This window comes from Bradyrhizobium sp. GCM10028915, from assembly GCF_042666195.1.
GTDB lineage: Bacteria > Pseudomonadota > Alphaproteobacteria > Rhizobiales > Xanthobacteraceae > Bradyrhizobium > Bradyrhizobium canariense_D.
In genome coordinates, this window is the sequence record NZ_JBHTFN010000021.1 from 513514 (window position 1) to 536883 (window position 23370).

Below are 23370 nucleotides of genomic sequence, written 5' to 3' on the forward strand. Positions count from 1 at the left end.
TGACGCAATCGCGCGCGTCGGCAACAGGCGGACGGCCGGTTGCATCGCGGTGCGATCGGCGACGGCATGTTGCCTGGGATGCGACGTCAGGAAATCGATGTTGGCACGTCGTGTGCCGAGATCCGCCGTTCATGGCGGAGACCGTGCTCCCTGGGGAGCACGGTCGTTTTCGAAGCCGCGGCTTAGCGGAACAGCGACAGGATGCTCTGGCTGTTCTGGTTGGCGATCGAGAGCGCCTGAACGCCGAGCTGCTGCTGGGTCTGGAGCGCCTGAAGGCGGGTCGATTCCGCGTTCATGTCGGCATCGACGAGCTGGCCGACACCGCGGTCCACGGAATCCATCAGGGTCTTGACGAACTCCGTGTTGGTCGCGAGGCGGTTCTTGACGGCACCGAGATTGGCGGCGGCCGAGGCCACCGAGTTGATGCCGGCGGTGACCTGCGCGATGTAGCCGTCGAGCGTGGTCTGGTCAGCTGCCGAGTCGGTCAGCGCGGAGATGCTCATCGTGTCGATCGACGGGGAGGTCGAACCGGCCGTGTCCAGAATGCCGCCCTGCGCCGAGGTGTAGAGCGAGTAGTTAGCGGTGGTCACGGTGATGGAGCCGATGGTGGGCGTACCGCCGACACGCGAGTACGACGACACCAGGTTGAAGGTCGTCGGCGTGGTGGCGGTCGTGCTCAGCCAGTTGATGCCGTTGAAGGTCGCCGAGTTGGCCTTGAGCTTCATATCCTGCTGGATCTGGGTGATGTCAGCCTGGATCTTGGTGCGGTCGATACCGGCGGTCTTGGCTTCGACCAGCAGCGCCTGGAGCTTGGTCAGGCCGGAGTCCTTGTCGCCGATGACCGAGGTCAGAGCGGTATATTCGGTGTCGACGGTCGCGGCCGACAGACCGAGCGAGTCGGAGACCGCGGAAAGCGCGGCGTTGTCGGAGCGCATCGACGTCGCGATCGACCAATAGGCCGCGTTGTCCGAGGCCGTGGACACGCGCATACCGGTCGAGATCCGGTTCTGCGTCGTCGCGAGCTGCGAGCTGACGTTGCGAAGGGTCTGCAGCGCGGTCATTGCAGACGAGTTGGTGAGGAGGCTAGAACCCATTTTGATGTCCCTTTGGAGATTGGATTGAGTTTGGGACATACCGGACTTGCACCGGTACGGCAGGGCGGCGTCATGCCTTTGGGCTGCGCAGAAGCGTCAAGGCCCAACCTGTCGTAACGGCGACGATAGCCCGCGAAGCTTGTGCGAGGCTTGTGGCTCTGTGGCTTTGCCGCAACAAGGCGGCCGAAATTGCGGCGCGCGACGTCACGCCAAACAAAAGGGCCGCGCTTCGCAAGAAGCGCGGCCCTCTTCGGATGGTTCGAGGCTTAGCGGAACAGCGACAGGATGCTCTGGCTGCTGTTGTTGGCGATCGAGAGCGCCTGGACGCCGAGCTGCTGCTGGACCTGGAGGGCCGACAGCCGGGTGGACTCCTGGTTCATGTCGGCGTCGACGAGCTGGCCGATACCGCGATCCACGGAGTCCATCAGAGACTTCACGAAGTCCGTGTTGGTCGAGAGGCGGTTCTTGACAGCACCGAGGTTGGCGGCGGCCGAGGCCACCGAGTTGATGCCAGCGGTGACCTGCGCGATGTAGCCATCGAGCGTGGTCTGGTCAGCTGCCGAGTCGGTCAGTGCGGAGATGCTCATCGTGTCGATCGACGGAGCGGTCGAGCCGGCCGTGTCCAGAATGCCCCCCTGCGCCGAGGTGTAGAGCGAGTAGTTGGCGGTGGTCACGGTGATGGAGCCGATGGTGGGCGTGCCGCCAACACGCGAGTACGACGACACCAGGCTGAAGGTCGTTGGCGTGGTGGCGGTCGTGCTCAGCCAGTTGATGCCGTTGAAGGTCGCCGCATTGGCTGTCGCCTTCATCTGCTGCTGGATCTGGGTGACGTCGGCCTGGATCTTGCTGCGGTCGATACCGGCTGTCTTGGCTTCGACCAGCAGGGACTGGAGCTTGGTCAGGCCGGAGTCCTTGTCGCCGATGACTGTGGTCAAAGCGGTATATTCGGTGTCGACGGTCGCAGCCGACAGACCGAGCGAGTCGGAGACCGCCGAGAGCGCGGCGTTGTCGGCGCGCATCGAGGTCGCGATCGACCAGTAGGCAGCGTTGTCCGAAGCGGTCGAGACGCGCTGGCCGGTGGAGATGCGGGTCTGCGTGGTGGAGAGCTGCGAGCTCACAGACCGCAAGGTCTGGAGTGCGGTCATGGCGGTCGAGTTCGTAAGCAGGCTTGACATTGCGAATGTCCCTTTATGTACGCGTTACATTTTCACGAGGGGACATACCGGGCTTTCACCGGTACGGAGGGGCGGCATCATGCCTTTGGACTGATGTGGGTGGGGTCCAACCCGCCGTGACGCATTGCTAGCACGCCGAATCTTGCGCGCGGATTAAGATTGGCTTGAATTACGCTGTAAAATCAGTTGGTTAACAGTACATTTTGGTAACCATAGTCCGGTTCTTCTCGCTAACCATAACCATTCCTCTGGCGCTCGTTGCCATCACGAGAACGACCGCACCAGCCCTGAGGCGAGCAGGTTCCAGCCGTCGATCAGCACGAAGAACAGCATCTTGAATGGCAATGCTAGGATCGTCGGCGGCATCATCATCATCCCCATCGACATGGTCAGCGTCGCCACGATCATGTCGATGACGAGGAACGGCAGGATGATCAGAAACCCGATCTCGAACGAACGCCTGAGCTCGGAAATCATGAAGGCCGGAATGATGACGCGCATATCGACGCGCTTGTCGTCGAACTTCCTGCGGAAGCTCTCCGCGGCGAGCGATTCGAAGGTCTGCAGATCCTTGTCGCGAACATGGGCCAGCATGAATTCGCGGAACGGATCGGTGATCTTCAGATAGGCCTCTTCCTCCGAGATCTCGTTCTTCATCAGCGGCTGGATGCCGGTTTCCCAGGCGCGGTCGAAGGTCGGCGCCATCACGTAGAAGGTCATGAACAGCGCGAGGCTGATCAGCACCAGATTGGCCGGCGTGGTCTGGAGGCCGAGACCGGCGCGCAGGAACGACAGCGCCACCGCAAATCGCGTGAAGCTCGTCACCATGATGAGCAGTCCCGGCGCCACCGACAGCACCGTGATCACCGCCATCAGCTGGATGATCCGGCCGCTGGTCGAGCCGTTGCCCGGTGGCAGCAGCGAATTGAGGTCCGGAATCTGGGCCAGTGCCACTTCGGGCAGCACGACCAGGAGCAACGCAAGCAGCAGGACTCTCAGTTTCACTGAATCACCAACGTCTCAATGATCAATTCGCGGATCTTGCCCGAGGAGCGGATATTGGCGCGTTCGGTCAGGTCGTCGCGCAGATGCTGAAGCCCGCGCGATCCCTCGAACTGCGCCACCGTCGCCGAACGCAGATAGGTGACGATGTCTTCGCTGATATGGGCCGCCAGGATGCCGGCATCCTCGTCGCTCATGCTGTCGGTCACCATGGAGGCTTCGATGCGGGCCCAGTTGTTGGCCGGCGCGCCGAGATTGGTCACGATCGGGGACAGCTTCCTGAGCCGCGCGCTGCCGGCGTAGCTCGAGGCAAGAGGCGGCGGCGTGGCGGTTTTCTTCGCATCCGCGACGCGCTCGGCGGCCGCAAACAGATGCAGGCCGGCAAGCGCGCCCGCGCCGATCGCGATCAGGGTCAGCACCACGATGGCCACAATCAGGCGCATGACGTCCCCTGCCCTCGTGACGCGGCCCGACGGGAGCGCATCTCAGAACGGTGCCACGGCGTCATAGATCCGATGTCCCCATCCAGGCTGCTGCACGTCCGAGAGATTTCCCCGACCGCCATAGGCCACGCGCGCTTCGGCGATCTTCTCGTAGGAGATCGTGTTGGTTCGCGAGATATCGCGTGGACGCACGATGCCGCCGACGTTGAGCACGCGCATTTCCGTGTTGACCTTGAATTCCTGCGAGCCGCTGATCATCATATTGCCGTTCGGCAACACGTCGGTGACGATGGCTGCGATCGACAGCTTGATATCCTCGGTGCGGTCGATCTGGCCGTTACCCTTGATCTGCGTGTTGGTGTTGAGGTTGGCGCTCGTCGAGCCCTTGTCCTGCCATCCCGCAACGTCCATCAGCCAGTCGAGCCCGAACTTGATCTGCGAATCGCGCGAGCGGCCGGTCTTGTTGTCGAGCTTGGCCTTGTCCTGCATCGAGATGATCACCGTCACGACGTCGCCAACGCGCCGGGCGCGGGGATCGCGGTAGAGGTCGGTGCCGTCGTCCCAGGTCGAGCGATAGCTGACGGGCGAGTGCATACGGGGCGTCACGGGAATCGGATCGGCCTGCGTCCTCAGGCCGCTCCCGACCGGCGACAGTCGCGGGCCAGTCAGGACCTCGGCCGGATCAGTGACGCATCCCGCAAGCGATAACAGCGACAGGATGAGGATCAGATTCTTCATCTATTTGGTCTTTCCGTCATCCACGCGACGCATCCCGCCGAGCAGATCGGCGAGGTGCGCCGCGCGGCCCGTCTCCATCTCGTTGAAGATTGCGCTCGAACTCCTCGGGCTGAGCTTTGCGAGCACGGCCGCAGCCGTCTCGTCCGCCATCCCGGCGATCTGGGTTGCGGCGGCATCCGGCTTCATGCGCGAGTAGATCTCGACCACACTCGCTTCGGCCTTCTTCAGGAACTCGTCGCGCAACGCCATCCACTTCTCATATTCCGCGCGCTTGGCCTCGACCTCGGCGATCCGCTCGCGAAGCTGGTTCTCGGCCTTCTCCAGCTCCTTGAGCTGCCAGGCCAGCCTTGCATCGGCGGCGGAGTCGGCGACATTGCTGCAGAACAGGGCGACTTCGTTGTCCGCGGTTGCAGCGGCCTGGGGCGGCACCGGCTTCGGCGGCGCCGTGACGCTGCCGGGCTTGGCCGGTCGCGCCGCGGCTGTGGGTGCCGACGCGGGCTTCTCGGAGGCCGAAACGGCACCCGTGATCACTGGTCCCGAATCTTCGGCTGCCCACGCTGTCGCTCGCATCGACGCATTGTCGCTCGGGATCGATGAGATTGGCTTCTGTGGGCCAGACGCACGGGCGCGCGCGAAGGACAGCAGGTTGAGCGGCTTCGACGGCTTGGCCTCATCCAGCGCCAGAACGGGCGAAGCGCTCGCGAGCGCGGAGGCTGCGACCAGGAGGAGGAGTTTGGCTTTATGATCCAGCTTCAACATCGGCCCGCGTGCGATTCTCGGTCGAGAGAGCATTGAGCGACCAAGCTTGCACGGCGCTTACGCGTCATTGCACGATGACATCCGCCTGGAGGGCGCCAGCCGTCTTGATCGCCTGGAGGATCGCGATGATGCCGGATGGTTTCAGGCCGATCTGGTTCAGGCCGCGCACCAGGCGCTGGAGATCGACGCCGCTCAGGATCGCCACCTGCGATCCGGCTTCGTTGGCCTCGACCACGGTCTGGGGCACGACCACCGTCTGCCCTTTCGAGAACGGCGCGGGTTGCGACACCACGGGAAGCTCGGTGACCCGGACCGTCAGATTGCCGTGCGTCACGGCAACGGTCGATATCCGCACGTCGCGTCCGATCACCACCGTGCCGGTACGCTCGTTGATCACCACCCGCGCCGGCGTGTCCGGCTCGACCGTCAGCTCGCCGATTTCGGCAAGGAAGCGGACCGGTCCGATGTGGCGCGGCTTCGACAGCACGATCGTGCGGTAGTCTCGCTCGAAGGCGATCTGGGCGCGGTAGCGTCCGCCCGCGTAGCGGTTGATGGCGTCGAGGATTCGCGTTGCGGTGACGAAGTCGGGGTTCTTGAGCTCCAGCACAAGATATTCCATTTCATGGAGACTACCCTGCACCTCGCGCTCGACCAGCGCGCCGTTCGGGATGCGACCCGCGGTCGGCGTACCCTGGCTGACGTTCTGGGCCTGGCCCCCGACGCTGTAGCCGGCGACCGTGACGGCGCCTTGCGCCACTGCATAGACCGCTCCGTCCGCCGCGCGCAGCGACGTCATCACCAGGGTGCCGCCGAGCAACGAGGTCGCATCGCCGAGCGATGACACCGTCACGTCCATGCGCTCGCCCGCACTGATCGAGGGCTGCAGGTCCGCGGTCACCATGACGGCCGCGACGTTGCGCGTGCGCAGCGTCGTCGGACGCGGCGGATTGTTGGTGCTGGTGGTCTCGTTCCTGACATTGATGCCCATGTTCTCGAGCATCGATTGCAGGGACTGCTCCGTGAACGGCGCATTGCGGAGCGTGTCGCCAGTCCCGTTCAGGCCGATCACGAGGCCGTAGCCGACGATCTGATTTTCGCGCAATCCCTTGATGTCCGCGATGTCCTTGATGCGGACGGCGGCCTGGGCGCTGGCGGCGGAAACGAGCAGGACGAGCGCAAGCAGGACTCTGGTCATGACCCGTCCACGACCTTGACGGTGCCGTCCGGCTGCACAACGCCCCTGATGATCACACCGGTATCGGTGTTTCGTATCGGGATGAGCGCGCCGGGCGCGCCGGACTGCATCGCTGCGCCGTAGGTCACGATCGACAGGCCGCTGTCTTCGACCACGACCTTGACCATGGCGCCGCGGGCGACCGTCCAGGGATCCTCCACCGAGTTGGTCGGGATCGGCTGGCCGGGCAGCAGCGCGCGGCGCGCCATGCGGCCGACCAGGACCTGGCGTCCTTCGATGAATATGGCGACGCCGAGCACGTTCGGCGCAAAGGCGCGCTCGGTGATCATGTCGTCCCGGATCAGTTCGCCGGCGCGGATCGAGACGGCCGGCACGGGGAGCCGCTTCTCCTCGGCCGCGGCGAGACGCGCCGAGACGAGAACCAGCAGCACGGCGGCCATCCCGTGCATGATCGAGCCCATCCTGTTCAACATGGATACACCGGAACTAGCGCATGCCCTTCGAGACCGTCTGGGCCATTTCATCCGAGGCCTGGATGACCTTGGCATTCATTTCGTAGGCGCGCTGGGCAGAGATCAACTCGGTGATTTCCTTGACGGGATCGACGTTCGAGGCTTCGAGATATTGCTGGTTGATCTTGCCGTAGCCGGAATCGCCGGGCAGCCCGACGACCGGCGTGCCGGACGCCGTGGTCTCGCGATAGAGATTGCTGCCCAGCGGTTCGAGCCCGGCCTCGTTGGCGAAATTGGCGAGATTGAGCTGCCCGATTTGCCTCGGGTTCACTTCCGTATCCAGCTTGGCGAACACCTGTCCGGTCTGGTTGACCGTGACCTGGACCGTTCCCTGCGGCACCGTGATTGCCGGATCCAGCAGATAGCCGTCGGTCGTGACGAGCTGACTATTGGCATTGGTGTTGAACGAACCCGCGCGGGTATACTGCACCTCGTTGTTCGGACCGAGCACCTGAAACCAGCCGCGGCCGTTGATCGCCATGTCGTAGGGATTGCCGGTCTGCGTGAGCGCGCCCTGGATATGCAGCTTGCGGATTGCCGCCGACTTGACCCCGAGGCCGAGATTGGCGCCTTCCGGAATCGGCGACGAGCCGCTGGTGTTCGCAACGCCCTGCATGCGGTCCATCTGGTAGAACAGATCGGTGAACTCGGCACGCGCCCGCTTGTACGAGGTCGAGTTGATGTTGGCGATGTTGTTGGCGATGACTTCGATGTTGGTCTGTTGGGCGTTCATGCCCGTGGCCGCGATGGCAAGCGATTTCACAGCGTCACTCCTTGATCAGATCGACATCCGAACGACTTCCTGGTAGGCCTGCACGACCTTGTCGCGAACTGCGACCGCCGTCTGCAAGGCCTGCTCGGCCGACATCAGCGCCTCGACGACGCGCCGCGTCGATTCCTTGCCCTGCATCGCCGAGACCGAGGCCGCCTCGCCCGCCTTCAGCGTTCCGATCGCGTCCGTCGTCACTTGTTTCATGACCGATTCGAATCCGACGTCGCCACCGGACTGAATCGCGGGCGTCGCCGCCGGCGAGATGGCCTGCGTCTCGGTCGCGCGGCTTGCCGCTTGCCCGGCCGAAATCGCCGTGGATGAAATCGCTTCAAGCATTGTCAGCTCCTCAGCAGGTCGATGGTCATGCCCAGCATCGACCTCACCTGTTTCACGACCTGCAGATTGGCTTCATAGGAGCGGTTGACTTCCCGCATGTCCGCCATCTCGATCATCATGTTGACGTTCGGCAGCTTGACGTAGCCGGCCTTGTCGGCGGCGGGATGCCCCGGCTCGTACTCCACGCGGTAAGGCGTGGTGTCGACCCCGATTTCCTTGACCTTCGCCAGCTGCGCGCCCGAGGCGCGGTCCATCGCGGCGTCGAAGGTGATCGTCTTGCGTTGATAGGGATCGGCGCCGGCTGAGCGCCCTGTCGACGTCGCGTTGGCGAGGTTCTCCGAGACGATGCGCATGCGCGTCGACTGCGCTTCGAGCCCGGAGCTCGCGACCGTCAACGAGGATTGCAATGAGTCCAGCATGTCAGTTCACCTCAGGTCTTCGCGCTCGACAGCAGCATGCGGTGAAACGACCGCACGATCGCCGAGTTCATCGAGTAATCGCGACTGACGTCGCTGCCCTTGATCATTTCCTGCTCGAGACTGACGGAGTTGCCGGAGTGAACCACATCCCAGCTGTCCTTCTTCGCAGTCGCCCGCGTGTCGCTCTCGGCTGGGGAGAGCTGCAGGTGCGACGGCGACGTGGTCGCCAGTCTCACCGGCATGCCGTCGAGCACCTTGTTGAAGGGTTCGACGTCGCGCGCCTTGAAGCCCGGCGTGTTGGCGTTGGCGACGTTGGTGGCGATCGTCGATTGGCGGAGCTCGAGGTATCGCGCCTGCGACGATGCGAGTTCGAAGAGATAGAGCGGTCCCACGGCAGCACCATTCTGGTTCAGACGGTGTAACCTTAGGGTCGCAAGCTTTCGTCAGGCTGATGGAAGGGACGCCGTCCTCGGAATTCTACTGGACCTTCTCGGACTGCGGCGTCTGCTTGGACTGCAGGAAGTAGATGATCTCGGCGACCGGCCGGAAGAACTCCGCCGGAATTACCTGGTCGACCTGAACCGCCTCGTAGAGCGCGCGCGCCAGCGCCTTGTTCTCGATCACCGGAATCCGGTTCTGCTCGGCGACTTCGCGGATCTTCAGCGCAATCACGTCCATGCCCTTCGCCACGACGATCGGCGCCGGATTTTCCTCGCGATTGTAGCGCAGCGCGATCGCGAAATGCGTCGGGTTCGCGATCACCAGCGTCGCGCGCGATGCGGAGGCGATCATGCGCTGGCGCGAGCGGTCGCGCGCCAGCGAGCGCAGGCGCGCCTTGATCAGCGGATCGCCTTCGGCCTGCTTGTGCTCGTCCTTGATCTCCTGCCGCGTCATGCGCAGCTCGCGCCGCCAGTGGAAGCGCGCCCAAGCCAGATCGACCGCGACCAGGACGATGGTCGCGATGCAGATCGCCGAGACGATTCGCATGGCGATGTTGAGAATCATCTCCGGCAGCGCGACCGGATCGGTGTACATCGCCTCGAACGCCTTCGCTTCCGACGAGCGCAGCACGAACGCGACGACGACGGTGACCGCGGCGAGCTTGAACAGCGACTTGGCGAACTCGACAAGGCCCTGCGATCCAAACAGCCGGCTCCAGCCGCCGAGCGGAGAGATTCGCGAAAGGTCCGGCGTGATGCGCTGGAGCACCAGGCTGGGAGCATTTTGCAACAGCGAGGCTGCGAGCCCGAACGCCGCCAGGGTGACGACGAGCGGCGTCAGGAATCGCAGTGCCTGAAGCCCGACCACGATGAGGAGATTCTGGGCGTCGGCCCCGGTGCTGAGAGGGAAGCCGTCGGGATCGTCGAGAAAGCCCGTCAGCATCGGCGTCAATTGCTGCACGCCCTGACCGATCAGGAACGCCTGGATCACCATCAGCGCGGCCATCGAGGCGAAGATGGAAGCCTCCCGAGAGACCGGGATTTTGCCCTGTTCGAGCGCATCGCGGACTTTCTTCTCGGTCGGCTCTTCTGTCTTGCTCTCCTGATCGGTTGTTTCTGCCATGCCCGTTCAGCGGTCAGCGAAAGACCAGCTCATCCTCCTGCTCGGGGTTGAGCTCGATTTCGCCCTTTTCCGCGAGGTCGAGCGCGAGGTCCGTGATCACGCGCCGCGCCTCCAGCACGTCGCGCTGGTTCGACGGTTCGCCAATGGCGAGTTCGTGCTCGACGACCCGGCGGACGCGCGAGGCGACCGAGGACAGGATCATCTCGCGGAAGTGCTTGTCAGTGCCCTTCAGCGCGATCACGATGCGATCGGTCGGCACCTGGTCGAAGATCATGGTGCGCGCCTTCGGCGTCAGGTTGGTGACGTCGTCGAAGGTGAAGAGCAGCTCCTTCAGCACTTCGGCCGACTTCGGCCGCTTCTCCGACAGGCTCTTCAGCATGTCCTCGATGTGTCCGCGCTCCATCTTGTTGATGATGTCGGCGACGCGGGCATAGGTGTCCGCGCCGAGGTTGCGGGCGAAATTCAGCGTCAAATCCTCATGCAGCGTCTTCTCGAGGACCCTCATGGCGTCGTCGACGATCGGCTTGAGGCTGAGCACGCGCCGCATCAGCTCGTTGCGCAGGCTCGACGGCAGCTGGCTCATGACCTTGGCGGCGCAGGACGGCTTGACCTTGGACAGGATGAGCGCTGCGGTCTGCGGATGCTCCTTGGACAGGTAGCTTGCCAGCGAGTTTTCCGACACCGACGAGACGCGGTCCCACACTGACCGGCTCGAATTGCCGAGCAGGTCCGACATGATCGCCGAGACCTGATCGGCCGGAAGCACGTCGCCGAGCACAGCTTCCAGGCCGCCGAGGGTGCCGAGAATGTTGGCGCCCATTGAGAACTGCTGGGCGAACTCCTCGACGATCGCTTCCAGTTCCTGCGCCGTGATCGGCCGTAGCTCGGCGGCGGCCTTTGTCACGGTGCGGATATCCTGCGGCTCGAACTGCGCGAGCACGCTGGCGGCCGCCTGCCGGCCCATGGCGAGCAGGAGTGCCGCGACCTTCTCCGTTCCGCCCAGCGTGGCGACGCCGCGCTGCTTGATGGGAGCCATGCCGACCTGTGCGGCCATGGTCAGGTATCACCCTGTCCCAACGGCCCGACAATTTCGGTGAGCGAGACGCCGAAGCGGGAATTGTCTTCTTCGACCACGACGACCTCGCCGCGGGCGACGACGCGACCGTTGACGACGACGTCGACGGGTTCGCCGACCCGGTGGTCGAGCGGAACCACCGCGCCACGGCCGAGCTTCATCAGGTTTGCCACCGGAATGGTTGCCGATCCCAGCACCACCTGCATGGTCACGGGAATGCGCAGGATCGCATCGACATTGGCGAACTTGCCGGTCTCCTCCGCAGTGCGCGCGGCGATCTCCGCCAGCCGCTCCAGCGGAGATGTCTCCGTATGCCCCTCGTCGGACGCCGATGCTGACTCATAGTCGAAGGATTGCGCCATTTGGTATCGCCTCTTGGTATTTCCGCTCCCGGAGCGCCGCGACGTTCCGATCGTATTTATTCCGCCGGCTTCGGCTTCAATGCTTGTTCACGTCGGCGCCGCCCGCGGTCGCCGCGGATGCGAGTCCGCTCCTCGCATCGAGCGCCGCGATCGCCTCGTGGGCCTGGTCGATCTTCGTGCTCAGCACGTTGGCGAGCCGCCCGAGATTTGCGGTGGAATCATGCGCCGCGTTGATGACCGTGTCGAACGCGCCCGCCGTCTCCTGGACGATGGTCGAGAACTCGCCCTGGTAGCTGCGCAACCGCGCCAGCTCGCGATGCATCCGGGTCACCCGCATGCTGGTGAAGGCGAGCGCGATCAGCAGCACGGCATCAACGAGATAGGATATCATCGACGAACTCCCGTTTCTGATCGACGGGATCTGCCACCTGCATGGCGTAATAGCCATCAAGCTGGCCGATCTGACACCAGAACAGCACCTGGTTGTTGCTCTCGAGCCGAGCCAGCGTGCGCGGCGTGGCTTCGAGCTCGAGTACCTGGCCGACCTGGAACTTCACGACGTCGCCCAGCGAAATCATCTTCTCGTCCAGCACGGCGCTCAGCGTCACCTCGGTGCGGTGAACCTCGGTCTCCATCTGCTCGCGCCAGCGCGGATCGGCCGCGCGGCCGTCGCTGACGACGACGGTCGCGAGCTTTTGCCTGAGCGGGTTGAGCGCGGAATGCGGAATGATGAGGAACATCTGACCGCCGCGGTAGAGCGCCTGCAGCATGATGTTCGCGCAGATCGACATGTTGCCGCTCCGCCCGATCGCCAGCGACGCCATGGCGGTCTCGACCCGCTCGACGCGGAAGGTGACGTTGGAGGTGCCGGCGAAAGCGGATTGCAGCGCCTTGGCGAACCGCTCGAACAGCGCCTGGACCAGGCGGATCTCGATGTTCGAGAAGCTGCGCTCGACGTCGAGCGGCGGTTCTGCGCCATCGGAGCCGAACATCGCCTCGACCATGGTGAACACGAAGTCGCGGTCGAGCATGATGATGATGCGGGAGTCCCACTGCTCGGCATAGAGCACGGCCGCAACCGCGTTGGCCTCGTAGTCCTTGACGATGTCGCCGACACGGTCGTTGGTGATGCCGTTGACCGAGAAATAGCATGGCGTTCCAGCCATCGGCTGCAGGCTGTCCGTGCACGATGCCGCCATGCGATCGAAGATCACATTGAGCATCGGCATGCGCTCGATCGAGATGCCGGCGGCGTCCAGCAGATAGTTCGGCAGCGGCTTGCGCTGATCGATTTCGAGGGCTTCCATCATGATGCGCGCGCAGCCTTCGGTTCAACCTCGGTCACGACAGCCTTGGGGCCCGCGATCGTCTCGTTCTCGACGACGTCGATCGAGGGCCGCTCGGGGCTCGCGATCATCTTGCGGCCGTGCTCGACGGCGATCTGCGGCATGGCGCCGTTCATGAACGCCAGCAGCGTCTGCTTGACGATGATGTAGGGCCGGCAACGCTTCTCGCGCGTCATCTTCACCTTCATCGCGAAGGGCGAAATGATCCCATAGGACAGGAAAATACCGGCAAAGGTGCCGACGAGGGCGGCCCCGATGAAGCCGCCCAGCAGCTTCGGGGACTGGTCAAGCGCGCCCATGGCCTTGATGACGCCGAGCACCGCGGCGACGATGCCGAGCGCAGGCAGCGCCTCCGAGACCACCACCAGCGCGTGGTAGGGCGCCAGCTTGCTCTTCACGATGGTGTGGATCTCCTCGTCCATCAGCGCTTCGATCTCGTGCGTTCGCGCGTTACCCATGATGATGAGGCGGACGTAGTCGCAGATGAACTGGAGCAGCGACGGATCTCCGAGCACGCTCGGGAACGCCTTGAAGATCTCGGAGGACGCGGGATCGTCGATATGCGCCTCGACCTCGTTGCGGCCCTTGCCCCGCAGCTCCCGCATCAGCGCGTGCAGCGCACCGAGCAGATCGAGATAGTAGCGCTGACCTGGCACCGCTCCCGTCACCGCCTGCACGCAGGCAAGCCCGGTATCCGCGACCGTCTTCCAGGGATTGGCCATGATGAAGGTGCCGGCCGCGGTGCCCATGATGATCACGAACTCCCACGGCTGCATCAGCACGCCCAGATGCCCGCCCATGGCGGCAAATCCGCCCAGCAGTGCCGCTACCGTGATGACGATCCCCACGAAACTGCCCAACGCGCCGCTCCATCACCGATCCCATCGGGAATATCTAGTTGGCGAGCCTTGCGCGAGGCTGGCTTCCCCCTCGCCAGCCTCGCGCAAGCGATTCACGGCAGCTTGGGACGACGTCGCGAGAGCGGCCAGAGGGGCGCGTGTCATGCTATCCACCATCGCGGACTACACCAGACTGACCAAGGACATGGGCAAGTCGCTGACACAGGTCGCGACGCAGCCGGACGTCAGCCGTGACACCGATTATTTCCTCAGCCACATCGGCAACGTGAAGACCATCGACGACTTCCTGAAGGACTATCGTCTCTACTCTTACGCGATGAAGGCATATGGCCTCAGCGACATGACCTACGCCAAGGCGTTCATGCGCAAGGTGCTGACCGAGGGTATCGCCGACAACAAGACCTTCGCCAACAAGCTGACCGACATCCGCTACCGGCAATTCGCCGCCGCCTTCAATTTCGCCGCCCTCGGCGACAAGGCGACCCAAACCGCCGCGGCCACGACCGGCACGGCGACCCAATACGTCACGCAGACGATGGAGGACAAGGCCGGCGACCAGAACGAGGGCCTGCGGCTGGCGCTCTATTTCACGCGCAAGGCCTCCACGATCACCAATTCCTACCAGATCCTCGCGGACAAGGCGATGACGCAAGTGGTGCAGACGGCGCTCGGCCTGCCGTCGACGATCAGCTCGGCTGATATCGATGCCCAGGCCAAGATGATCACGAGCAAGATCAAGCTCACCGATTTCCAGGACCCGGCCAAGGTCACCAAATTCGTGCAGCGCTTCGCGGCGATGTGGGATGCGACCCAGGCCCAGAGCGACAACTCGATCAACCCGGCGCTGGTCCTGATCGGCGGCGCCGCACCGTCGATCGGCATGGATACCAACGTGCTCACGACACTTCAGAACATCAAGTTCAACAGGTAAGTCATGCAATCGGCCCTCTATGTAGGATTGTCGGCGCAGGTCGCTCTCGAAAAGCGCCTCCAGACGATCGCCAACAACGTCGCCAACGTCAACACGGCGGCGTTCCGCACCGACGTGGTGAAGTTCGAGACCGTGCTGTCCAAGGCGGGCGCGAACCCGGTCGCCTTCTCCTCGCCCGGCGACAACATCATCTCGCGCGAAATGGGCAGCATCACCGAGAGCGGCAACCCACTCGACATCGCCGTGGTCGGACAGGGCTGGATCGCCTTCGCCGGTCCGAACGGAACGGTCTATACGCGCGACGGCCGACTCCAGATCGCCGCCAACGGCGACCTTCAGACCGTGTCCGGCTTCCCCGTCATCGATTCCGGCGGCGCGCAGATCACCCTCGATCCAAACGGCGGACCGGTCTCGATCGCGCGCAGCGGCGCGATCACCCAGGACAACAACGAGATCGGCACCATCGGCCTGTTCAACATTCCCGCCGACGCCAATCTCGACCGCTACGGCAATTCGGGCGTCACGCCCAACCGGCCTGCGACCGCGATCGCCGACTTCTCCCGCGACGGCTTCAAGCAGGGCTATGTCGAGGGCTCGGGCGCCAATCCGATGATGGAATTGACGAAGCTGATCGCGGCCTCGCGCGCCTTCGACGGCACCAATTCGATGATCGAGGGCACCGAGAGCTCGCTCCAGAACGCAATCCGGACGCTGGGCGAACCCGGCAAATAGACTGCGCCCGCGCGCAATGAGGTTGGACGGTTTCCTTGAACGCTCTTCGGCAACTTGAGTGGGCGCTGCTGGAGCTTCAGCAGAGCACTCCCCTGGCAAGCGTCAGCGGCGCGATCTCCGAGATCGCGTCGACGCATTTCCGCGTCTCCGGCCTGTCGCGCTTCGTCAGGCTTGGCGAGCTGATCGGCGTCAACTCCGGCGGCAAGCCCCAGATCGGCGAGGTGGTGCGGATCGACAGCGAGGGCATCATCGCCAAGCCGTTCGACCGGCAGTTCGCCGGCGGCCTCGGCTCGGTCGCCTACCGGATGCCGCCCCTGTCCTTCGCGCCCGATCCGAGCTGGAAGGGCCGCGTCATCAACGCGCTCGGGGCGCCCCTGGACGGACAGGGCCCTCTCACCCCCGGGTCGCGTCCGGTCTCGGCCGAGGCGGAGGCGCCTTCGGCCATGAAGCGCGCGCGGGTCCACAAGCCGCTGCGCACCGGCGTACGCGTCATCGACCTGTTCGCCCCGATCTGTGCCGGCCAGCGTGTCGGCATCTTTGCCGGCTCCGGTGTCGGTAAATCGACCCTGCTTGCGATGCTCGCCCGCAGCCAGGGTTTTGACACGGTCGTGCTGGCCCTGGTCGGCGAGCGGGGCCGCGAGGTGCGCGAGTTCATCGAGGACGTGCTGGGCGCCGATCGTCACCGCGCCGTCACGATCGTGTCGACGGGAGACGAGAGCCCGATGATGCGGCGACTGGCGCCGAAGACGGCCATGGCGGTCGCCGAATATTTCCGAGACCGGGGCGAATCCGTCCTGCTCATGGTCGATTCGATCACCCGCTTCGCCCACGCCGCCCGTGAAGTGGCGCTCGCCGCCGGTGAGCCCGCGGTCGCGCGCGGCTACGCACCCACCGTCTTTACCGATCTGCCGCGCCTTCTGGAGCGCGCCGGGCCCGGCGAGGAGGGATCCGGGACGATCACCGGTATTTTCTCCGTGCTGGTGGATGGCGACGATCACAACGAGCCGATCGCCGATACCATCCGCAGCACACTCGATGGACACATCGTGCTCTCCAGGCACATCGCCGACCAGGCACGTTACCCGGCGGTGGACGTTCTGGGTTCGGTCTCCCGTCTCGCCCATAACGTCTGGGACCCCGAAGAGCGCGAATTGGTGAGCAAGCTGCGCGCCATGATCGCCAAATACGAGGACACGCGCGACCTTCGCCTGATGGGCGGATACCAGGCGGGACGCGATTCGGGGCTCGACCAGGCGGTCGACATGGTCCCGAGAATCTATGGCGCGATGCGGCAGGACGCTTCGGCTCCCCCAAGCGCCGATCCGTTCCGCGAGCTGCGGGACATGCTCAAGGGCGACTAGCAAGTCTCAGATTGAGTCGGCGCGCGAGGCGCCACGCGATCGCACCTTGCTCGTTGTTTTCGACAGGCGATTGCGCATGCCGCCACGCTTCCAGCGCATGCGCGGCCGTCTCCGGTTTCCGCCGCGATCGCCTCCACCATTCGGGTGAGAAAGTAGCGGAGCCGCGCCGAAAGCGACTGAACCGGCGATTCCTTGATTCAGTCCGGACAACCGCCGCGTGTAATTCCTGTGAGTTCCCTCGGACAATTCTTGGCAGAACGCACAAGTTGTGGATGACATGCGGACGCACATCGTCGTCCTGCACAAGCTTCGATCAACTTGCATCAACGACAGCCAACGGGCCGTGCAATAAAACCGTCGCATAGTCGCGTGCATGTTGCTCGTGGGACAGCGTATTGCGTTCACCAACATGTGTCCCGAGGAGCGGGATTGTCTTGAACGTTACATTCGCCTGCGACGACATCCTGTCTGCGAGATGGTCTCTACTTGATTTTGTTGAGAAGGTCATTCATCGTTTCGTCGGAAGATAAGAAACGTCTGCGTGTGACTTGAACCTTAGGGGCTTCGGTTGAACTACTCCGATCCATCGTCTGGTGGCGACGGCTATTCGGGCTCCCGTGCGACGACGCCGCGAATGGCATATCCACAGCAACACCGCCTCCCACGCCATAGCTTGCAGTGCTCATCAGTCCAGGTCGGACGCCGGGCAGGCCGTGCCTTCACGCGAGAGAAGAGCACGGTGCATGTGTCGGACATTGCCGGTGGTCCGGCTTCTCGCAAACGGCTCGTGCGCAACGGCGGAAGGCGGCTCCGGAGCGCCGCAGACGTGACTCCCGGGGCAAGGTAGGAATTCATGCCATTGGCAAGAGAAGCCGTGGAGCTGCTGGTTCAGGCAGCGAGGGCTTGGTATTTCGAAGGCGATCAGCATGGGTTGCGCGATCGGGAATGGATGGCGCTGCGCTTTCTCGGCCGCGCCAACAGGTTTTCGCGCACGCCCTCCGCGCTCGCCGGCTTCATCGGCGCCACCAGGGCGACTGCATCGCAGATTGTGAAGACGCTGGAGAGCAAGACCTTCCTGGTGCGAAAGCCGTCGCACGAAGACAAGCGTTCTGTCGTGCTGCACGTCACTGCGCAGGGCGAGAAGTGCCTGAGCCAGCACGATCCGGTCAATCACGTGCTGAACGCGGTCACGGCGCTCGGACCCGACGAGTGCGTCAGGCTGCGCGATTCGCTGCGCGAGATCCTCAATCATCTCGACGCGGCACATCAGCGGCTCGATGCCAGCGTCTGCCGGGACTGCATGTTTCTCGCCGAACGCGGGCCGGGTACCGGCAAGGGACGCGCAACGGCCGAATTCATGTGCCGGCTGTATCGCGCCCCGGTTTCGCTCGAGGAGACTGAACTGCTCTGCACCAGTTTCGAGCACACCCGCGACCGTCCCAAGATCGAGGAGCATCTCGACCGCGCGCGCGTGGTGAACCAGGGGTGAGGCACGCGTAAATTTCCGCGCGGTGGCGATCTCTGAAAGGCGCACAGAGCCTCTCATGTTCCGGACAAGCTGCAACGCGCAAAGCGTGTCGAAGACGCGCGTAAACGCGCTTATGGCGCTGCTGCGCAGAACCGGGACCAGGGCGACACGGCGTGATGCGGCGAGATGGGCCCCGGCTCTGCAGCCGCACCGCAAAAGCGCTGCGCTGCGTCTAGGGCACGAGAACGGAGTGTGGCGCACATTCTCCCCACATCGTCATTGCGAGGGCAGCGACTTGTCCGCCGAAGCTTTAGCGAAGGCGGAAGCAATCCAGAGTCTCTCCGCGGTAAGACTCTGCTTCGCTGCGCTCGCAATGACGGAGTATGAGGCGGCGGCTTCGTCCTCCCAGCACCACTGTCATTCCCCGATGAAAGCGGGGAATTCAGTACGCCGCGGCTTCTCGGTTCAATCATAACTGTCTCGGAATACTGGATCGCCCGGTCAAGCCGGGCGATGACAGGGAGTGTGTAGCCGTAGACACGCCTTCGCGTCCTCGCGGCGTTTCGCCCGAGCTTTGCCTGGTCATTCCACCCTCAAAGCCAAGAGGGCGCAGGGAAGACCGGGTGCCGGCTGGCACCCGCGGTCCGCTGCGCGAAAATGTAGCGCAAGGAAACCGCACAGCAGCATACAGGTGTAGCCAATCACTCGGCCTTCCCTGCGCGATGGTTGGACGGCTTATGCCGTGCTCTCCCGGGAGCCGAGTTCCTTTTGGCCTCCCTCGTCCCAACGAAAGTCACCGGCACCGCGCCGGTTGACGCGGATGCCGCATTCGCCAGGGCTTGACCGTAGCAACGACGGCCAGGACCACACGGTTTTGCCGTACGCACGGCTCGCCATTTCGCCGCAGTTTTTCCAGCCCTGTCGACGGAGCCGGAAACTTACAGACGAGACGAAGCCTAGCAGCGCCGCTCGTTGGAACGCAGCCTTGGGCTCACGGAGAGCAATCCGCCCTGCCCTTGGCCTCTCGCACCCGAACGCTGCCGCGTCCACCGCAAGCCCGGCTCGCGAACATGACGACCACAAGATCGCCCCTCAAGGATGAGCCGGGATGCACGACACATACGTCGTTTCCGAATTTCGGTAAAGCGGAATATTTTTGTGAGAGCGGATTGACACGGGGGCGACACAGGCGCGGTCCCGTAGCCCGGATGAAGCGAAGCGTGATCCGGGAAGGTGCCGGACGCAGCGCGAGCAGCCCCCGGATCACGCTTCCGCTCCATCCGGGCACCGGGGCTTCGCCGCCCTATATCATCTGCCTTGCGCAAAAAAACACCCGGCGGTTTCCCGCCGGGTGTTCGTTCATGTGTTTCGATAGATTTTACCAGTTGCGCTGAGCGCGGAGGATCATGGCGACCGAGTCCTGATCCTTCAGCTCGTAGGCCGCCGTCGGCTTGGCGGTCGCGACGCTCGGGGAGGCGCCAACCGTACCAGAATACTTCTGGTCGAGATGGGTCCAGGACACGTCCGCCGAGAAGGTCAGGTTCTTGACCGGGGTCCACCGGGTGACGACACCTAGCTGGCCGATCGCGAAGTCCGGGTTGCAACCCGTCACACCTGCCAGGGCTCCGAACACACCGGCGCCGCCGCCGGCGCCGCAGATGGTGGTCTTGGCCAGCGTGCCGAACTGGGCCTGAGCGTAAGCACCGTACAGCGAGGAGTTCCAGTTGGGATCCCAGTTGTGGGTGTAAGCGCCACGGAAGCCCCAGGTCTTGACGGTTTCCTGCGAGCTACCGGTCACGTACACCGTGTCAGGAGCATTGGCGAAGCCAACGCTCTGGTAGGCAACACCCGAGCTACCGAACAGCGAGTAGCTGCTGCCCGACAGGTTCTGGAAGTTGTAGCGGGTCGCGCCGTCGGTGTAGACGCCCTGGATGTTGATCGTGTCACCCGCGCCGGTCGGGATGTTCTTGATCGACAAAGCGAGCTGAACAGCCCAACCCCATTTGTCGTCGGGATGGCCGGTGGCTTCGGTCGCGCCGTAATAGGCGACATGGTTGTCATGCGCAGCCACTGACGCCTGGAAGAGACCCCAGGCCTGATCGACACGCACCTGACCGACGAGGTTCGGCGAACGCGAGCCGCCGAGGGCGTTGGTGCCGTACGAACCGCCGATGATGCCACCTGCGGTCGCGCCGGTCATGTTGAGGTTGCCGGCCTGATAGTAGGCCGTCGCATCTTCAGCGGAGAACGATGCCGTGACGCCCTGGCCGAAGTCGGCGGTGTATGTGAACTGGGTGACGCCAGTAACGGTGCCGCTGCCGCCGACGAGGTTGTCGGTGATGTTGCCGGGATAGTTGGTCCAGGGCGCGTCGAACTGCGACACGGCCTTACCCATCGTGAAGCCGGCGAACTGGATGAAGGCGTAGTATACGCCGAGCGCACCGGCCGAGGTATTGCCGTCGGTGCCGTTGACGTTGCCGCTACCCGAACCGACGAGGCCTGTGCCCGCAGCGTTGAGACCGAGCGTACCGCTGTACTGGGTGCCACCCGTTGCCGAACCGGTGCCCGAATAGTTGCCGGTCGTCCAGGTAAAGACGCCGTCGAAGAACGTGCGGACCACGCCGTATTCGGTCGCGGTGCGGGTGTCGATGTTGAGGTCTTCACGAGCGCGGAAGGTGTAGTAGTTCATCAGGCGGTTGCGTGCACCGGCAACACCGCTCTGGTTCGGGTTGAAGTCCGAATTGGTATTGAGGTTCGCATCGGCACGCAGGTAACCACCGAGCTTGATGCAGGTGTCGGTGCCCGGGATGTAGTAGAAACCGGCGCCGTACAGCGAGCAGATCTTCACGTATTCGACCGCCTTGGCCTTCACGGGAAGATCGGCAGCGAACGCCCCGGAGGCGGCCATCAGGCCGGCAGCCGAGCCGAGAAAGAGTGTCTTCGTCAACTTCATTAGTAAACCTCCAGGTCGGTTCAGGGGGCTCGGGTCCTCGGTGGACGCCGCTTTACCCTCTCAATTTCCGTTCAATTCAGGCCCGCACCGAAGGTTCGGACTGAAACGACAGCGAGGTGCCCCCTCCGTCGCGGCTTCACATATAATTTATAAAAACAATGGTCTCAATTTATTGCTTTGATGAATCGACACTTCGGGTCGCGATGTGGCTTGAGGGCAACAGCGGCGATATCACCCCGGAATATCATTGCATACAAGCCAGAAAAGCCCTCAGGGGGCATCCCGAGGGCTTCTTGGAGGTCTCGCATCGCTGTCCGTCGCGTCGGTCAAGAGCAGCGAAATAGAGCGCGATAATCGATAATGAAATTAATTGTTCTTTGCAAGTAATAATGGGGCCTACGATTTCTTCCGCGCGGTATCTCTGTTTGGTCGGCGCGCGATTTTCGAGACGCTTCCGAGATATCCCATTAAGGATAGGCAAGGGATAAACGGGGAGGAGCCACATGATCGAGAAGAAACTCGGCAGGGCGATTACGGACTTCATCTGGAACGTCGTCGAAATTCATTCCCAGCTGGAGGACATCCACACCAGCTGGGCCGGACTGCTGGGCATTACCGAGCCGCAGTGGCTGATCCTGATGGCCATCACCGAACTGGACCAGGGGCGAGGTGTCGCGGGAATCGACATCGCGAACAAGCTGCGCGTCCACCCCGCCTTCGTCACCAACCAGACCAAGAGTCTCGAAAAGGGCGGCTTCCTGTCGCGACGGCCGGCCGCAGACGACGCACGCTACGTCCTGATGTCGCTGACGGCGAAAGCAACGACGGAGATTGAAAAACTGTCGAAGAGAAAGCTCGCCTTGAACTCGACCATGTTCAACGAGCTCGACGAGAAGACCTTGGCCGACCTGAATGCCGCGCTCGCAACGATTGCCAAGAATGCCCGGCTGGCCGCACGGTTGCTGGCCATCGACGCTTCCTGACTCCTGACGTCAGGCGCGGAACGCGCGCCTCGATTCATCCCCAATCTCTCCTCGCCTTCCCAATCTTTTCTCGCCTTCCCAATCTCTTGGCGCCTTAGAGGTAGGTCACGGAAGCCAGCTGGCGGGCAATTCCAAGTTTGCTGTCGAGCCATTCGAAAATGAAATCGTCCACCGCGATGAAATTCTCGACCTCGCCCAGAGGGTACGGAATGCAGTTCGGCACGACGGTCGCGCAATCGGCTCCGGCCTGCCGATAGCCGGCTTGCAGTTCGAGAGCATCCTCCTCCCAAACCATTGAGCGGCTGCCGACGACCATCAGAAGCGGGCAAGGTATCCGACACAACGGCAGCAACGAACCCGTCGAGGGCCCGTCACGGACCGCCTGCTCGACGCCGATCATCCAGCGCAGCGATGCCCGGCGCATGACCGGCGTCGCAATGCCGCCGTCGCACACGGCGGCAGCCATTCTGCGATCCACGAGGGCAAGACGGGATGCGTGACTGGCGGCCGCCCCCTCGCCGTAGACCGCGATCTGCTGCGAATCGACGTCCGGACGAGCTTCCAGGTAATCCAGCCAGCATTGAAGAATATGCGCCGGCTTGAAGGGGCTACGACCGGATGAATCGCCGGCATCAACGAGCAGGAGTGACACGTTCCGTCGCCCTGAAGCCGGCAACAGCCTGCTCATCATCGAGCCGAGGGTGATGTCCTCGTCGCTGACGCAGATAACCGCGGGTGCGAAAGACCGATCGGGGAACGCCGGCAGAAAGTAGCCCGCAAGCGAGCCTTGATCAAAGCAGTCGATCTCCACACGCTCGATCGCCGAACCGGCGTCCTCCTCGAAGCCCCTCAGGCAGAGTCTGACCTTGTCTACGAGGTCGGTACCCCCGGGATCTCCGGGCCAAGACAGGTTCCTCGCGACTTCAAGGGCCGTCAGCGAGCACAGCCACGCTTCCCGCGCGATCTGAGCTGAACTGGTTACGCGCGCCGATTCGGCGAATATCCGGTACTCGCCTGAGATCCTCAACCACTCCGAAATCCACCGATGCCTGTGCGCCTCGCGCACGAGTTCCGCGACGGACAAGCTTTCGAAAAAATGGGACGCGCGTTTTCGCAAGCACGCCAGGCTTCGACCGGCGCCGTCGCACGTGCCGTGAGGCCAATGATCATCTTCCATGCCCGTCCCCGAACGGCGCGTCGGCGGTTGCTTGGACTCGGCGCAGCGCTGTCAGCGCAACGCCCTGCATGTCTGCTCGATGCGATGTCACGCGTGCGTGATCGCGCTTGCGTC

At 63.5% G+C, this 23370-nt stretch carries 25 protein-coding genes; 5 read left to right on the forward strand and 20 right to left on the reverse strand.

Going from position 1 to position 23370, the window contains the following annotated elements:
- Positions 1-182: 182 nt before the first annotated feature.
- The 18 genes from ACFQX9_RS14230 to motA form a co-directional block, all read right to left on the reverse strand.
- Entirely contained in the window at positions 183-1094 is a 912-nt protein-coding gene (locus ACFQX9_RS14230) for a flagellin (protein WP_007613947.1), read from the reverse strand.
- A 266-nt stretch (positions 1095-1360) separates the two neighbouring features.
- Positions 1361-2269, reverse strand: a complete 909-nt coding sequence (locus tag ACFQX9_RS14235) for a flagellin (RefSeq protein WP_018453968.1) — start codon at positions 2267-2269, stop codon at positions 1361-1363.
- A gap of 264 nt (positions 2270-2533) precedes the next feature.
- Positions 2534-3274 carry a flagellar type III secretion system pore protein FliP gene (gene fliP, locus ACFQX9_RS14240; RefSeq protein WP_007595877.1) on the reverse strand — a complete coding sequence of 247 codons (741 nt, stop codon included), beginning with the start codon at positions 3272-3274 and terminating at the stop codon, positions 2534-2536.
- The gene (locus ACFQX9_RS14245; protein WP_018453967.1) at positions 3271-3714 is read right to left on the reverse strand and encodes a flagellar basal body-associated FliL family protein; all 444 of its coding nucleotides are present in this window, start codon (positions 3712-3714) and stop codon (positions 3271-3273) included. Before ACFQX9_RS14245 ends, fliP begins: the two co-directional genes overlap by 4 nt.
- Positions 3715-3756: 42 nt before the next feature.
- Positions 3757-4452 (reverse strand): flagellar basal body L-ring protein FlgH, encoded by a 696-nt coding sequence (flgH, locus tag ACFQX9_RS14250; protein WP_018453966.1) that lies wholly within the window; start codon positions 4450-4452, stop codon positions 3757-3759.
- Positions 4453-5211, reverse strand: a complete 759-nt coding sequence (locus ACFQX9_RS14255; RefSeq protein ID WP_247295081.1) for a MotE family protein — start codon at positions 5209-5211, stop codon at positions 4453-4455.
- Positions 5212-5275: 64 nt separating this feature from the next.
- Positions 5276-6406, reverse strand: coding sequence for a flagellar basal body P-ring protein FlgI (gene flgI, locus ACFQX9_RS14260; RefSeq protein ID WP_085351960.1), 1131 nt, complete (start codon positions 6404-6406; stop codon positions 5276-5278).
- Positions 6403-6879, reverse strand: coding sequence for a flagellar basal body P-ring formation chaperone FlgA (gene flgA, locus ACFQX9_RS14265; protein WP_083926354.1), 477 nt, complete (start codon positions 6877-6879; stop codon positions 6403-6405). The genes flgI and flgA overlap by 4 nt, the downstream gene beginning before the upstream one ends.
- Before the next feature lie 13 nt (positions 6880-6892).
- Complete coding sequence (flgG, locus tag ACFQX9_RS14270) at positions 6893-7681, reverse strand: flagellar basal-body rod protein FlgG (RefSeq protein ID WP_007595892.1); 789 nt, start codon at positions 7679-7681, stop codon at positions 6893-6895.
- Between the two features lie 15 nt (positions 7682-7696).
- Complete coding sequence (locus ACFQX9_RS14275; RefSeq protein ID WP_018453963.1) at positions 7697-8026, reverse strand: flagellar hook-basal body complex protein FliE; 330 nt, start codon at positions 8024-8026, stop codon at positions 7697-7699.
- 2 nt (positions 8027-8028) lie between these two features.
- Entirely contained in the window at positions 8029-8445 is a 417-nt protein-coding gene (gene flgC / locus ACFQX9_RS14280; RefSeq protein ID WP_085385293.1) for a flagellar basal body rod protein FlgC, read from the reverse strand.
- 11 nt (positions 8446-8456) lie between these two features.
- Positions 8457-8837, reverse strand: a complete 381-nt coding sequence (gene flgB, locus ACFQX9_RS14285; protein WP_018453961.1) for a flagellar basal body rod protein FlgB — start codon at positions 8835-8837, stop codon at positions 8457-8459.
- Between the two features lie 85 nt (positions 8838-8922).
- Entirely contained in the window at positions 8923-10008 is a 1086-nt protein-coding gene (gene flhB, locus ACFQX9_RS14290) for a flagellar biosynthesis protein FlhB (RefSeq protein ID WP_018453960.1), read from the reverse strand.
- 13 nt (positions 10009-10021) lie between these two features.
- A complete protein-coding gene (locus ACFQX9_RS14295) occupies positions 10022-11062 on the reverse strand; it encodes a flagellar motor switch protein FliG (RefSeq protein ID WP_027570476.1) in 1041 nt (346 codons plus the stop codon).
- A 2-nt stretch (positions 11063-11064) separates the two neighbouring features.
- Complete coding sequence (gene fliN, locus ACFQX9_RS14300; protein WP_007595899.1) at positions 11065-11445, reverse strand: flagellar motor switch protein FliN; 381 nt, start codon at positions 11443-11445, stop codon at positions 11065-11067.
- A 76-nt stretch (positions 11446-11521) separates the two neighbouring features.
- Positions 11522-11836 (reverse strand): hypothetical protein, encoded by a 315-nt coding sequence (locus tag ACFQX9_RS14305; protein WP_377788984.1) that lies wholly within the window; start codon positions 11834-11836, stop codon positions 11522-11524.
- Positions 11817-12755, reverse strand: coding sequence for a flagellar motor switch protein FliM (locus tag ACFQX9_RS14310; RefSeq protein WP_377788986.1), 939 nt, complete (start codon positions 12753-12755; stop codon positions 11817-11819). Before ACFQX9_RS14310 ends, ACFQX9_RS14305 begins: the two co-directional genes overlap by 20 nt.
- Positions 12752-13651: a flagellar motor stator protein MotA gene (gene motA / locus ACFQX9_RS14315; RefSeq protein WP_007613972.1), complete on the reverse strand. Its 900-nt coding sequence runs from the start codon at positions 13649-13651 to the stop codon at positions 12752-12754. The genes ACFQX9_RS14310 and motA overlap by 4 nt, the downstream gene beginning before the upstream one ends.
- Before the next feature lie 142 nt (positions 13652-13793).
- On the opposite strand from motA, the gene ACFQX9_RS14320 reads away from it, so the two are divergent.
- The 4 genes from ACFQX9_RS14320 to ACFQX9_RS14335 all read left to right on the forward strand — a co-directional run bounded on the left by ACFQX9_RS14320 (position 13794) and on the right by ACFQX9_RS14335 (position 18164).
- Entirely contained in the window at positions 13794-14582 is a 789-nt protein-coding gene (locus ACFQX9_RS14320) for a DUF1217 domain-containing protein (protein WP_377788988.1), read from the forward strand.
- A 3-nt stretch (positions 14583-14585) separates the two neighbouring features.
- Positions 14586-15314, forward strand: coding sequence for a flagellar basal-body rod protein FlgF (gene flgF / locus ACFQX9_RS14325; protein WP_377788990.1), 729 nt, complete (start codon positions 14586-14588; stop codon positions 15312-15314).
- Between the two features lie 35 nt (positions 15315-15349).
- Positions 15350-16675: a flagellar protein export ATPase FliI gene (fliI, locus tag ACFQX9_RS14330; RefSeq protein ID WP_018453953.1), complete on the forward strand. Its 1326-nt coding sequence runs from the start codon at positions 15350-15352 to the stop codon at positions 16673-16675.
- Between the two features lie 853 nt (positions 16676-17528).
- The gene (locus ACFQX9_RS14335) at positions 17529-18164 is read left to right on the forward strand and encodes a MarR family winged helix-turn-helix transcriptional regulator (RefSeq protein ID WP_377788992.1); all 636 of its coding nucleotides are present in this window, start codon (positions 17529-17531) and stop codon (positions 18162-18164) included.
- Between the two features lie 1357 nt (positions 18165-19521).
- Here the strand turns inward: ACFQX9_RS14335 and ACFQX9_RS14340 are convergent.
- A complete protein-coding gene (locus ACFQX9_RS14340; protein ID WP_085357572.1) occupies positions 19522-21096 on the reverse strand; it encodes a porin in 1575 nt (524 codons plus the stop codon).
- A gap of 503 nt (positions 21097-21599) precedes the next feature.
- Here ACFQX9_RS14340 and ACFQX9_RS14345 point away from each other — a divergent pair.
- Positions 21600-22079 (forward strand): MarR family winged helix-turn-helix transcriptional regulator, encoded by a 480-nt coding sequence (locus tag ACFQX9_RS14345; protein WP_377788994.1) that lies wholly within the window; start codon positions 21600-21602, stop codon positions 22077-22079.
- A gap of 94 nt (positions 22080-22173) precedes the next feature.
- Here the strand turns inward: ACFQX9_RS14345 and ACFQX9_RS14350 are convergent, their stop codons facing one another.
- On the reverse strand, positions 22174-23256 hold the full coding sequence (locus tag ACFQX9_RS14350) for an alpha/beta hydrolase (protein WP_377788996.1): 1083 nt from the start codon (positions 23254-23256) through the stop codon (positions 22174-22176).
- Positions 23257-23370: the final 114 nt, after the last annotated feature.